Annotated in this window: 1 protein-coding gene; it reads right to left on the minus strand. The window is 73.1% G+C overall.

What is annotated here, in order from left to right:
- Positions 1-10 precede the first annotated feature (10 nt).
- Positions 11-14,497, minus strand: a complete 14,487-nt coding sequence (locus OH807_RS31615) for an SDR family NAD(P)-dependent oxidoreductase (protein ID WP_406211297.1) — start codon at positions 14,495-14,497, stop codon at positions 11-13.
- Positions 14,498-14,501: the final 4 nt, after the last annotated feature.

Below are 14,501 nucleotides of genomic sequence, written 5' to 3' on the forward strand. Positions count from 1 at the left end.
AGCAGGGTCCTCACGCGTTGTCGTTGAGCGCCATGGCCACGAGGGCCGCCGCATCGAGAGTCTCGATCATGTTGATTTGGCCGCTCTTCTGCGGTTCTGAAGCCGGGCTTTGTTCGTGCTCGGCGCTCGGTCCGGTGAGCTGGAGCAGCGCCTCCAGCAGACCCGCCTCGCGCAGCCGCGCCAGCGGGATCCCGGCCAGCGCGCGGCGCACCGCCGCGTCGGGGTCCTCCACCGGTGTGAACAGCTCGTACAGGCGGTCCGCGACCGCGGCCGGGGTCGGGTAGTCGAAGATCGTCGTCGCGGGCAGGCGCAGTCCGGTGTCGGCGATCAGGCGGTTGCGCAGCTCGACGGCGGTCAGCGAGTCGAAGCCTATTTCGAGGAAGCCCTTGCCGATCTCGACGGCCGCGCCGTCGGCGTGCCCGAGGACGTCGGCGACCAGGCCGCGCACCAGGTCGAGCAGGGCCGTCCGGCGCTCGGCCTCGGGGAGAGCACCGAAGCGGTCGGCCGGCGAGCCCGCGCCACCGCCGGCGGCGGCCGCCCGGCGGGCCGGCGTGCGGACCATGCCGCGCAGCACGGACGGCACCACCGGCAGGCCGCGCAGGGCCGTCGGATCCAGCCGCACCGCCACCGGGGTCGTCATGCCGAGCCCGGCGTCGAACATGGCCAGGCCGTCCTCGGCGCTGATCGGCAGGATGCCGCTGCGGCCCAGCCGGTGCCGGTCCGCCCGGTCGCTCATGCCGCCTTGGGTGTTCCAGAGTCCCCAGGCGTAGGAGGTGGTGGGGTGGCCGTGGGTGGTGCGGTGGGTGGCGAGGGCGTCGAGGTAGGCGTTGGCGGCGGCGTAGTTGGCTTGGCCGGGGCTTCCGATGGTGGCGGCGATGGAGGAGAAGAGGATGAGGTGGTGGGCGTGGGTGGCGTGTTGTTGGAGGTTGTGGGTGGTGGTGATTTTGGTTTGGAGGACGGTGTGGAGGCGTTGGGGGGTGAGGGTGGTGATGGTGGCGTCGTCGAGGGTGCCGGCGGCGTGGAGGATGGTGGTGACGGGGTGGTTGGTGAGGAGTTGGTGGGTGGCGTGGGGGTCGGTGAGGTCGCAGGCGGTGATGGTGGTGTGGGCGCCGAGGGTGGTGAGTTGGTGGTGGAGTTCGGTGGCGCCGGGGGCGTCGGGGCCGCGGCGGCTGACGAGGAGGAGTCGTTTGACGTGGTGGGTGGTGACGAGGTGGTGGGCGAGGAGTTTGCCGAGTTCGCCGGTGGCGCCGGTGATCAGGACGTAGTCGTCCGGCGAGAACACCGGCTCTGCCGGCCGGCTGTCGTGCGCGACCGGCTTGCGCGGGGCGAGCCGCGGGGCCAGGGCCGCGCCCGCCCGCAGGGCGAGCTGCGGCTCCTCCGAGGCCAGGGCGGCCGAGAGCGCGGCGGCCGAGGCCGGGTCGTCGTCCACGTCCAGCAGGGCGAACCGGTCCGGGGCCTCGATCTGGGCGGAACGGACCAGACCCCACACCGTGGCGGCGGCGGGATCGGACACGTCCGGGCCGGCCGCACCGTGCGTCACCAGGGTCAGCCGGGCGTCGGCCCGCTCCGGGTCGGCCAGCCAGGCCTGGACGAAGACGAGGGCCCGCTCGGCCGCCGCGTGCGGCTCGGCCCCCTCGGCGGGGAAGTCCAGGACGGCGTTCCCGGCGGGCAGTGCCGCCAGCCGCTCCGGGTCGGCGGCGTACACCGGGCCGTCCGACGCGTCCGGCCTCTCCGGCAGGGCGACGGCCGTCCAGTCGATCTCGTACAGCGGGAGCTGCGGACCGGCCGCCGGCGCCAGCTGGTCGAGTGACACCGGCCGCACGCTCAACCGTCCGACGTGCGCAACCGGCGCGCCCGACGAGTCGGCGATCGCCACCTCGAACGCCTCGGGACCGCTGGGCGCCAACCGCACCCGGACCGCCGAAGCGCCCACCGCGAACACCGACACACCCGCCCAGGCGAAGGGCAGGAGCGGACGGTCGCCGCCCTCCGCCCCGTCCACGGTGAACCCGAGCGCGTGCAGCGAGGAGTCGAGCAGCGCCGGGTGGACGCCGAAGCCGGACACCTCGGTGCCTCGCTCCAACTCGACCTCCGCGTAGACGGCGTCGGCCGTGCGCCAGGCGGCCGTCAGGCCCTGGAACACCGGTCCGTAGCCGAGCCCCAGATCGGCCAGCCGCTCGTAGAACCCGTCCACGTCGACCGGCTCGGCACCGGGCGGCGGCCAGGCGGAGAGGTCCACCGGGGCGGCGGCCGCGTCGGTGAGCACACCGTCGGCGTGCTGCGTCCACGGCAGGTCCGCACCGCGTGCGCCCGCCGGCCGCGAGTGCACCCCGACCGGCCGGAGACCGCCCGCGTCGGGCGCCCCCACGTGCACCTGGAGCTCGACGGCGCCGCTCTCCGGCAGCACGACCGGTGCGGCCAGGGTGAGTTCCTCGATCTGCCCCGCACCGGCCAGTTCGCCGGCGTGGAGCACGACATCGACCAGCGCGGACCCGGGCAGCAACGCCGTCCCGAGCACCGTGTGGTCCGCGAGCCACGGGTGGGTCCGCAGTGACAGCCGACCGGAGAAGACCACCCCGCGGTCGCCGGCCAGCTCCACCTTCGACCCGAGCAACGCGTGCTCGGAAGCGGCGACGCCGGCGGCGGACTCGGTGGGCTGGAGCCAGTAACTCTGCTGCTGGAAGGGGTAGGTGGGCAGCGTGGTGCGGCTGCCCTGGGTGCTGTGGGTGGGCCAGGTGGTGGGGTGGCCGTGGGTGTGGGCGGTGGTGAGGGCGGTGAGGGTGGTGTGTGTTTCGGAGTGTTTGGGGGTGAGGGTGGCTGTTGCGGTGGCTTCGGGGTGGGTGGTGCGGGTGAGGGTGGTGAGGGTGGCGTCGGGGCCGAGTTCGAGGTAGGTGGTGACGCCGCTGCTGCCGAGGGTGGTGAGGGCGTCGTGGAAGCGGACGGCGTGGCGGAGTTGCTTGACCCAGTAGGTGGGTTCGGTGAGGTCGTTGCCGATCTCGCCGGTGAGGGTGGAGACGACCGGAATCCTCGCTGGGTGGTAGGTCAACGACTCGGCGACGGCCAGGAATTCGTCGAGGACAGGGTCCATGTGGGGGGAGTGGAAGGCGTGGTGGGTGTTGAGGATCTTGGCCTTGTGTCCCTGCTCCTTCCACGTGGCGGCGAGTGCGTGGACGGCGTGGGTGTCGCCGGCGATGACGACGGCGTCGGCGGAGTTGACGGCGGCGATGACCACGCCGTCACTCAGCTGGGGCAGGATGTCCGCCTCGGTGCCCTGGAGAGTGGCCATGGCGCCTTCGCGGGTGCTGTGCATGAGGCGGGCGCGGGCGGTGACGAGGGTGGCGGCGTCGGCGAGGGAGAGGATGCCGGCGCAGTGGGCGGCGGCGATTTCGCCGATCGAGTGTCCGGCGAGGTAGTCGGGGGCGAGGCCGTGGCTCTCCAGGAGCCGGAACAGTGCAGTTTCCAGGGCGAACAGGGCGGGCTGGGTGTGGAGGGTGGTGTCGAGCAGGCCGTCGGGGTTGGTCGCGATGATCCGGCGGAGCTCGGGGTCGAAGTGGCTCAGCGCCTCGTCGTATGCGGCGGCGAAGACGGGGAACGTCGCGTACAGCTCCTCGCCCATGCCGACGCGTTGTGATCCCTGTCCGGTGAACAGGTAGGCGAGCTTCCCGGGTTGGCCGGCCCGGCCGGTGACCGCGCCGGTGTGGCTGGTGCCTTCGGCGAGTGCGCGGAGGGCCTCGGCGCGGTCGCCGGGCAGGATGACCGCCCGGTGGTCGAAGAGCGAGCGGCCCTCGGTCAGCGTGTGGGCGATGTCGGCGTCGGCGGTGTCCGGGTGCTCGGTGAGCCAGCTCAGCAGTTGCCGGGCCTGGTCGCGGAGCGCGTCCTCCGACTTCGCGGACAGCGGCCAGACGACAGGCAGTTCAGGCGCCTCGACGGGTGCCTCGACGGCGGCTTCCTCGACAGCGGGTGCCTCCTCCAGGATGACGTGGGCGTTGGTCCCGCTCACGCCGAAGGATGAGACGGCCGCCCGACGCGGGTGGTCCGGGGTGGCCCACGGCCTCGCCTCGACCAGCAGTTCGACGGCGCCGGCCGTCCAGTCGACGTGCGGGGAGGGCTCGTTGACGTGCAGGGTCTTCGGCAGGACGCCGTTCTGCATCGCCATGATCATCTTGATGATGCCGGCGACGCCGGCCGCGGCCTGGGTGTGGCCCAGGTTGGACTTCAACGAGCCCAGCCACAGGGGCCGTTCGGCGTCCCGCTCACGGCCGTAGGTGGCGAGCAGGGCCTGTGCCTCGATCGGGTCGCCCAGCGTGGTGCCGGTGCCGTGGCCCTCCACGACGTCGACCTCCGCGCTGTCCAGGCCGGCGTTGGCGAGGGCGGCGCGGATGACGCGTTGCTGGGAGGGGCCGTTGGGGGCGGTGAGGCCGTTGCTGGCGCCGTCCTGGTTGATGGCGGAGCCGCGGACGACGGCGAGGACGTGGTGGCCGTGGCGGCGGGCGTCGGAGAGGCGTTCGACGAGGAGCAGGCCGACGCCTTCGCTCCAGCCGGTGCCGTCGGCGTCGGCGGAGAAGGCCTTGCAGCGGCCGTCGGGTGCGAGGCCGCGTTGGCGGCTGAACTCGATGAAGGTGGTCGGGGTGGCCATGACGGTGGCGCCGCCGGAGAGGGCGAGGTCGCATTCGCCGTTGCGCAGGGCCTGGGCGGCGAGGTGCAGGGCGACGAGCGAGGAGGAGCAGGCGGTGTCGACGGTGACGGCGGGGCCCTCGAAGCCGAAGGTGTAGGAGACCCGGCCCGAGGCGATGCTCGGCGCGCTGCCCGTTCCGATGAATCCTTCGAAGCCGCGCGGCGCGTGGTCGACCAGCCGGGCGCCGTAGTCGTTGTACATGATGCCGGTGAAGACGCCGGTCCTGCTGCCGCGCAGGGCGGCCGGGTCGATGCCGGCGCGTTCGAAGCTCTCCCACGCCGTCTCCAGCAGCAGGCGCTGCTGGGGGTCGGTGGCGAGGGCCTCGCGCGGGGAGATCCCGAAGAACTCCGCGTCGAACCGGTCGGCGTCGTGCAGGAAGCCGCCCTCGGCCGTGTACGAGGTGCCGAGGTGCTCCGGATCGGGGTGGACGAGGTCCTCCGACCAGCCGCGGTCGAGGGGGAAGGGCGAGACGGCGTCCACCCCGTCCGCGACCAGCTGCCAGAGGTCCTCGGGCGAGCGGACCCCGCCGGGGTAGCGGCAGGCCATGCCGACGATCACGATCGGCTCGTCGTCGACCGCCGGCCGGCGTGCGGCGACGGTACCGGCTCCGAGCGCACCGGCCGGGGCGGAGGCGCCGAGCAGTTCGTCGCGGAGGTAGCCGGCCAGCGCGACCGGGGTCGGGTAGTCGAACACCAGCGTCGCCGGGAGCCGCAGCCCGCTGACCGTGGCCAGGCGGTTGCGGAAGTCCACCGCGGTCAGCGAGTCGAAGCCCAGGTCGGTGAACTGCCGGTCCACCGGCACGGCGCCGGCGCCGTCGTGGCCGAGCACGGTGGCCACCGCCGCGCGCACCGCGTCCAGCAGGGCGGCGTCCCGCTCGGCGGCCGGCAGTGCCGCCATCCGCTGGGCGAGCGAGCCGTTGCCGGTGGCCGGGCCGGCCGCGGCGCGGCGCAGGCTCGCGCGGACCAGGCCGCGGAGGGCGACCGGCACCTCGTCGGCGGTGCGCAGCGCGGTGAGGTCGAGCCGCGCGGGGACGACGAGGGCGCGGTCCACGGCGAGCGCGTCGTCGAAGAGGGCCAGGCCCTGGTCGACCGTCATCGGGGTGACGCCTCCCCGGCCGAGCCGGGCGCGGTCGCGGTCGGTGAGCTGGGCGGTCATGCCGTCGCCGGTGTCCCAGAAGCCCCAGGGCAGCGAGAGGGTGGGTCGGCCCAGGGCACGCCGGTGGTGGGCCAGCGCGTCGAGGAAGGCGTTGGCGGCGGTGTAGTTGCCCTGCCCGGGGCTGCCGAGGGTGGCGGCGATGGACGAGAAGAACACCAACGCGGTTTCGGTCCCGGTGAGTTCGTGCAGGTGCCAGGCCGCGTCCACCTTCGGGCGCAGGACGGCGGCCAGCCGCTCCGGGGTGAGCGCGGCGATCACACCGTCGTCCAGCACGCCCGCGACGTGCACGACCGCGGTGAGCGGCCGGTCGAGGGAGTCCAACAGGGCGGCGAGGGCCGTGCGGTCGGCGGCGTTGCAGGCCGCGACGGTCACCTCGGCGCCGAGCCCCGTCAGTTCGGCGAGCAACTCGTCGGCGCCCTCCGCGGCGGGCCCGCGCCGGCTGGTGAGCAGCAGGCGGCGCACGCCGTGCCCGGTGACCAGGTGCCGGGCCAGTTCGGCGCCCAGGGTGCCGGTGCCGCCGGTGATCAGCACGGTGTCGTCGGCGCCGAGCGCGACGGGTCCGAGTCCGACGGGTCCGTCGGTGGACGGCGCGTCGTCGCCCGGGCGGTCGGTGCCGGTGGTCGGCCGAATCCGGACTAGTCGCGGTGCGAGCAACTCGCCTGCCCGGATCGCCAACTGCGGCTCGCCGGTGGCGAGTGCGGCCGGCACGGCGGCAGCCGACGCCGGGTCCTCGTCCAGGTCGAGCAGGACGAACCGGTCCGGGTTCTCCGTCGCCGCACTGCGGACCAGGCCCCAGACGGTCGACGCCGCAGGGTCTCGCACGTCGTCGGCGGACACGGCCCCGTGCGTGACCAGGGCGAGCCGCGACCGGGCGAACCGCTCGTCGGCCAGCCAGGCCTGGACGACCGCCAGCGCCCGCCCGGCCACAGCGTGCGCCGCGGCCGCGAGGTCGGCGCCGTCACCGGTGGCGGACAGGTCGATCCGCACCACCGGCGCCGGCTCCAGAGCGGCCAGCTCCTCCGGCCCGGCGATCGCCACCGCGTCCACGGCCCCGGTGGCGGCGAACGGCACCGGCACCCAGTCCACGCCGTACACCGGCCGGGCCGCCGTCGGCGCCGCCGAGCGCGGCATGGCGCGCAGCGTCAGCCCCTCGGCGGTCAGCACCGGGGCACCCTCCGCGTCGACCAGCGTCAGCCGCATCGTGGCGGCATCGACGGGCGTCAACCGGACGCGGGCAGCGACCGCACCCCGTGCGTGCAGGGTGACGCCGGTCCAGGCGAACGGCAGCCGCACCTGGTCGTCCTCGCTCTCCAGCACACCGAGGCCGAGCGAGTGCATGGCTGCGTCGAGCAGCGCCGGGTGCAGCCCGAACACCTCCGCCGCCTCGAACTGCGCCTCCGGGAGGCGGACCTCCGCGTACACCTCGTCGCCGTCCCGCCAGCCCGCGCGCAGGCCCTGGAACGTCTCCCCGTAGCGGAACCCCGCCTCGGCGAGCCGGTCGTAGAGACCGTCCGTCACCACGGTCACGGCCTTCTCCGGCGGCCAGACGGTGCCGAGCGGCGCGCCGTCCCGGGCCGTCGTGCCCGGTGCACCGGGCACGAGGGTGCCCGATGCGTGCCGGGTCCACTCGGCGTCCTCGCCGGCCGTCCGGGAGTGCACCCGCACCGACCGGCGCCCGGCCCCGTCCGGGGCGCCCACGCTCAACTGGAGCTGGACGGAACCCTGTTCGGGAAGAAACAGCGGGGTCTCGATGGTCAGCTCGTCCACGGTGTCGTACCCGACCTGCCCGGCGGCGTGGAGCGCCAGCTCCACGAAGGCCGCGCCCGGCAGCAGCGCCGTCCCGAGGACCTCGTGATCGGCCAGCCACGGGTGGGTGCGCAGGGAGATCAGCCCGGTCAGCAGCAGTCCGTCGTCCTCGGCCACCGCGATGGAGACCCCGAGCAAGGGGTGATCGGCCCGGTCGAGGCCGAGCTCGGCGACCTTCGCCGTGCCGGTGGGCTGGAGCCAGTAACTCTGCTGCTGGAAGGGGTAGGTGGGGAGGGGTGCGGGGGTGCTGTGGGTGCTGTGGGTGGGCCAGGTGGTGGGGTGGCCGTGGGTGTGGGCGGTGGTGAGGGCGGTGAGGGTGGTGTGTGTTTCGGGGTGTTTGGGGGTGAGGGTGGCTGTTGCGGTGGCTTCGGGGTGGGTGGTGCGGGTGAGGGTGGTGAGGGTGGCGTCGGGGCCGAGTTCGAGGTAGGTGGTGACGCCGTTGTCGTGGAGGGTGGTGAGGGCGTCGTGGAAGCGGACGGCGTGGCGGAGTTGGCGTACCCAGTAGGTGGGGTCGGTGAGGTCGTTGCCGATCTCGCCGGTGAGGGTGGAGACGACCGGAATCCTCGCCGAGTGGTAGGTCAATGACTCGGCGACGGCCAGGAATTCGTCGAGGACAGGGTCCATGTGCGGGGAGTGGAAGGCGTGTCGGGTGTTGAGGACCTTGGCCTTGTGCCCCTGCTCCTTCCACGACTCGGCCAGCGCGTGGACGGCCTCGGCGTCGCCGGCGACGACGACGGCGTCGGCGGAGTTGACGGCCGCGATCACCACGCCGTCACTCAGCTGGGGCAGGACGTCCGCCTCGGTGCCCTGGAGCGTCGCCATGGCACCCTCGCCGGTGCCGTGCATGAGCCGGGCCCGGGCGGTGACGAGCGTCGCGGCGTCCGCGAGCGACAACACCCCGGCACAGTGGGCGGCGGCGATCTCACCGATCGAGTGCCCGGCGAGGTAGTCGGGCACCAGGCCATGGCTCTCCAACAGCCGGAACAGCGCCGTCTCCAGGGCGAACAGGGCCGGCTGCGTGTGGAGGGTGGTGTCGAGCAACCCGTCCGGGTTCGACGCGACGATCTCCCGCAACCGGGGCTCGAAGTGGCTCAGCGCCTCGTCGTACGCAGCTGCGAAGACCGGGAACGCGTCGTACAACTCCTCACCCATACCGACCCGTTGTGATCCCTGTCCGGTGAACAGGTAGGCGAGCCTGCCACCCGCCGAGGCGGTGCCGGTGACCGCGCCGGTGTGGCTGGTGCCCTCGGCGAGTGCGCGCAGTGCTTCGGCCCGGTCGCCGGGCAGGATGACGGCCCGGTGGTCGAACAGCGAGCGGCCCTCGGTCAGCGTGTGGGCGATGTCGGCGTCGGCGGTGTCCGGGTGCTCGGTGAGCCAGCTCAGCAGTTGCCGGGCCTGGTCGCGGAGCGCGTCCTCCGACTTCGCCGACAGCGGCCAGACGACGGGCAGTTCGGGCGCGTCCTGCGCGACCTCGCCCGTGACGCCCTCGCTCTCGGGTGCCTCCTCCAGGATGACGTGGGCGTTGGTCCCGCTCACGCCGAAGGACGAGACGGCCGCCCGGCGCGGGTGGTCCGGGGTGTCCCACTGCCGGGCCTCGGTGAGCAGCTCGACGGCGCCGGCCGTCCAGTCGACCTGCGGGGTGGGCTCGTTGACATGCAGGGTCTTCGGCAGGACGCCGTTCTGCATCGCCATGACCATCTTGATGATGCCGGCGACGCCGGCCGCGGCCTGGGCGTGGCCGATGTTGGACTTCAACGAGCCGAGCATCAGCGGTCGTTCGGCCGGGCGGTCCTGTCCGTACGTGGCGAGCAGCGCCTGTGCCTCGATCGGGTCGCCCAGGCGGGTGCCGGTGCCGTGCGCCTCGACCACGTCGATGTCGGCCGTGGTGAGCCGCGCGTTGGCGAGGGCCTGGCGGATGACGCGCTGCTGTGCGGGCCCGTTGGGGGCGGTCAGGCCGTTGCTGGCGCCGTCCTGGTTGATCGCGGAGCCGCGGACGACGGCGAGGACCTGGTGGCCGTGGCGCCGGGCGTCGGAGAGGCGTTCGACGAGGAGCAGGCCGACGCCCTCGCTCCAGCCGGTGCCGTCGGCCTCCGCGGAGAACGCCTTGCAGCGGCCGTCGGGTGCGAGGCCGCGCTGCCGGCTGAACTCGATGAAGCCGCCCGGCGTCGCCATGACGGCCGCGCCGCCGACGAGTGCCATCGTGCAGTCGCCCTGTCGCAGGGACTGCGCGGCGAGGTGCAGGGCCACCAGGGAGGAGGAGCAGGCGGTCTCGACAGAGACGGCGGGGCCCTCGAAACCGAAGGTGTAGGCGATCCGGCCCGACGCGACGCTCGACATGTTGCCGGTCAGCAGGTGGCCTTCGAAGGCCTCCGGGGCACTGTCGAGTTGGCCGCGGTAGTCGTTGTGGCCGATGCCGGTGAACACGCCGACCTGCTCGCCGCGCAGCGCGGCCGGATCGAGACCGGCCCGCTCGAAGGTCTCCCAGGCCGTCTCCAGCAGCAGGCGCTGCTGCGGGTCGGTGGCGGTCGCCTCGCGGGGTGAGATCCCGAAGAAGTCGGCGTCGAACTGCGCGGCGTCGTAGAGGAATCCGCCCTGTACCGAGTACGTCCTGCCCGCCTTTGCCGGGTCCGGGTCGTACAGGGCGGCGGTGTCCCAGCCGCGGTTGTCGGGGAAGTCGCCGATCGCGTCGACGCCGTCCGCGACGAGGCGCCAGAGGTCCTCGGGGGAGCGGACCCCGCCGGGGTAGCGGCAGGCCATCGCGACGATGGCGAGCGGTTCGTCCGCCGGGCCCCGGACCGTCGTCCGGACGGCGGCGGGGGCGCCCGCCCGGAGGCCGAGCACCTCGTGACGCAGCGCGGTGGCGAGACCGGCGGGGGTGGGGTGGTCGAAGATCAGGGTGGCGGGGAGCGGGCGGCCCACCGCCTTGGCCAGGCGGTTCCTGATCTCCACGCCCATGATGGAGTCGATGCCGAACTCCTTGAACGCCCGCTCGGCGTCGACGCTTTCGGGCGTGGCGTGGCCGAGGACCGTCGCCACGTGCGCGCGGATCAGGTCGAGCAGGAGGGCGGTCTGCCCGGTCGCGTCCAGGCCGGCCAGCCGGGTGACGAACTCCGACCCGACGGCGCGGTCGGGCTCCGCCGCCACGGGACGGGACGGTGCGCGCAGGGCGGTCGGGGTAGCGGCGCCGCCGGCGAGCAGGTCGCGCAGTTCGGCCAGGCGGGCGGCGGACATCGGCCGGGCGACGAGGTTCTCGACCGACACGACGGGCGCACCGGCGGGGTCCGTCGCGAGCAGCCGGATCCCGTTGCCGGTCGAGGACAACCGCACCCGCAGGGCCGCGGCGCCGGACGCGTGCAGGTTCACCCCCGTCCAGGAGAAGGGCATCCGCACCTCCGCCGCGTCACCGGCCAGCGCCAGCGGGTGGAGGGCGGCGTCGAACAGCGCCGGGTGGATGCCGTATCCGGTGCGGTCCGCGGCCTCGGGGAGCAGCAGCTCGGCGAGCAGCTCGTCGCCGTCCTGCCAGACCGAGGTGACGGCGCGGAAGGCCGGGCCGTACTGCACGCCAGCGTCGTCCAGCCGCGCGTACAGCTCGGCGACCGGGACGGCGGTGGACCCGGTGGGCGGCCAGGCGCCCGCCGCTTCGCCGGTGACCGGCGCATCGTCGGTGGGCACATCGGCCGGGGCGCTCAGAGCGCCGGTGGCGTTGCGGGTCCAGGCCGACTCGCCCGCCTCGGGCCGGGAGTGGATCGTGAGCGGGCGCCGGCCGTCCTCGTCCGGCGCGCCCACGGCGATCTGCAGCTGGACCGCTCCCGCCTCGCCGAGCACCATCGGGGTTTCGAGCGTCAACTCCTCGACCCGGGTCAGGCCCACGAGGTCGCCGGAGTGCACCGCGAGCTCGACCAGAGCGGTGGCCGGGAGCAGGGCCGCTCCGGCGACCACGTGGTCGGCCAGCCACGGCTGCGTGTCCAGGGACAACCGGGCGGTGAGCAGCAGCGCATCGCTCTCCGCGACGGTGGTGACCGCGCCCAGCAAGGGGTGCGCGGACCCGGCCAGGCCCAGCCCCGCCGGATCGCCGTCGGCCCGTGCGGGGACCTCGTCCAGCCAGTAGGTGTGGTGTTGGAAGGGGTAGGTGGGGAGGGTGGGGTGGTTGCCTGTGGTGCGGCTGTTGGTGGTGGGGGTGAGGCCGTGGGTGTGGGTGTGGGCGAGGGCGTGGGGGAAGTGGTGGCCGTGGTGGCGGCGGAGGGTGGGGTGGATGGTGGTGGGTTGGTTGTCGAGGGTTTGGTGGATGGTGGGGAGGAGGACGGGGTGGGGGCTGATTTCGATGTAGTGGCGGTAGCCGTCGGTGTGGAGTTGGGTGAGGGTTTGGTGGAGTTGTACGGGGTTGCGGAGGTTGTTGTACCAGTAGTGGGCGTCGAGTTGGGTGGTGTTGAGGGGGGTGGCGGTAACGGTGGAGTAGAAGGCGGTGGTGCTGGGGTGGGGCTGGATGTCGTGGAGTGCGTTGGTGATGGTGTGTTGGAGGGGTTCGACGTGGGGGCAGTGGCTGGCGTAGGTGACGGGGATTTTGCGGGCGTCGGTGCCTTGGTTCTGGAGGGTGGTGATGAGGGTGTCGATGGCGTGGGGGGTGCCGCTGATGATGGTGGTGGTGGGTGAGTTGTGGGCGGCGATGTGGAGGTCGTTGTTGAGGTGGGGTTCGAGGGCGTTGGGGGGGAGGGGGATGGAGGCCATGGCGCCGGTGTTGGTGAGTTGGGTGAGTGCTTGGGCGCGGAGGATGACGGTTTTGGCGGCGTCGTGGAGGGTGAGGGCGCCGGCGGTGTGGGCGGCGGCTATTTCGCCTTGGGAGTGGCCGATGACGGCGTGGGGGGTGATGCCGTGGTGTTTCCAGAGTTGGGCGAGGCCGGTCATGACGGCGAAGAGGGCGGGTTGGACGATGTCGACGCGTTCGAGGAGTTGGGGGTTGGGGTGGGTGAGGAGGTCGGTGAGGTTCCAGTCGGTGGTGTAGGGGGCGAAGGCTTCGGTGCAGGCGGTGATGTGTTCGGCGAAGACGGGGTTGGTGGCGAGGAGGTGTTGTCCCATGGCGGGCCATTGGGAGCCCTGGCCGGGGAAGACGAACACGGTTTTGCCGGTGATGCCGGTGGTGCCGGTGACGAGGTCGGGGTGCGGCTGACCGTCGGCGAGTGCTGCGAGGGCGTCGGTGTTGAACACGGTGGCCCGGTGCGGGAATTGGGGTTTGCGGGTGAGGGCTGCGGCGATGTCGCGTTCGTCGGTGTCGGGGTGTTCGGTGATCCAGGTGTGCAGTCGGCGGGCCTGGTCGCGCAGGGCGTCCTCGGTCTTCGCCGACAGGGGCCACATGACGGGCAGGTCCGACGCAGGCCCGTCGTCGACCACCTCCGCCTCGACGGTCGGCGCTTCGACGGTCGGCGCTTCCTCCAGGATGACGTGCGCGTTGGTCCCGCTGATGCCGAACGACGACACACCCGCTCGACGCAGCCGTTCGCCGTCCACGTCCCACGGCTGGGCTTCGGTGAGCAGTTCGACGGCACCCGCCGACCAGTCGACCTGGTGCGTGGGCTTGTCGACGTGCAGGGTCCGCGGCAGCTGCCCGTTCTGCATCGCCATGACCATCTTGATCACGCCACCCACGCCGGCCGCGGCCTGGGAGTGTCCGATGTTGGACTTCAACGAGCCGAGCCAGAGCGGCCGTTCGGCATCGCGCTCGCGGCCGTAGGTGGCGAGCAGGGCCTGTGCCTCGATCGGGTCGCCCAGCTTGGTGCCCGTGCCGTGCGCCTCGACGGCGTCCACGTCGGCCGCGTCGAGCCCCGCGTCGGAGAGGGCCTGCTGGATGACGCGCTGCTGCGAGGGGCCGTTGGGGGCGGTGAGCTGGCTGCTGGTGCCGTCCTGGTTGATCGCGGAGCCGCGGACCACGGCCAGGATCTCGTGCCCGTTGCGCTGGGCGTCGGAGAGGCGCTCCAGCAGTAGGAGGCCGACGCCCTCGCCCCAGCCGGTGCCGTCGGCGGAGGCCGCGAAGGCCTTGCAGCGGCCGTCGGGTGACAGCCCGCGCTGCCGGCTGAACTCCACGAAGAGGCTGGGCGTGGAGATCACGGTGACGCCGCCGGCCAGGGCCAGTGAGCATTCGCCGTTGCGCAGCGCGCGGGCGGCGAGGTGCAGGGCGACCAGCGAGGACGAGCAGGCCGTGTCGATGGTGACGGCGGGGCCCTCGAACCCGAAGGTGTAGGAGATCCGGCCGGTCGCGATGCTGCCGGCGCTGCCGGTGCCGACGTAGCCCTCGAACCCGTCCGGGATCGGGTTGAGCCGGGAGCCGTAGTCGTTGTACATGACGCCCGCGAACACGCCGGTCCGGCTGCCGCGGAGCGCCGCCGGGTCGATGCCGGCCCGCTCCACGGCCTCCCAGGCGGTCTCCAGCAGCAGGCGCTGCTGCGGGTCGATGGACAGGGCCTCGCGCGGCGAGATGCCGAAGAACTCCGGGTCGAAGTCGGCGGCGTGGTGGAGGAATCCACCCTCCTTGGCGTAGGAGCTGCCGACCTTCTCCGGGTCGGGGTCGTAGATGTCCGGGTCCCAGCCGCGGTCGGTCGGGAACCGGCCGATCACGTCGCGGCCCTCGGCGACCAGCTCCCACAGCTCCTCGGGCGAGCTCACGCCGCCCGGGTAGCGGCAGGCCATGCCGACGATCGCGATCGGCTCGCGGTCCTTGGCCTCGACGTCCTGCAAGCGCTGCCTGGTCCGCTGGAGGTCGGCGGTCACGCGCTTGAGATAGTCGCGGAGCTTGTCTTCATTCACCACGGTGACGTCTGCTTCCTTTGGATTCCTGGTAGTTCCTGGTCCCGGCCGGGAGGCGGAGGGCAGGAGC

The organism is Kitasatospora sp. NBC_01560 (genome assembly GCF_045208415.1).
In the GTDB taxonomy this organism is placed as follows: domain Bacteria; phylum Actinomycetota; class Actinomycetes; order Streptomycetales; family Streptomycetaceae; genus Kitasatospora.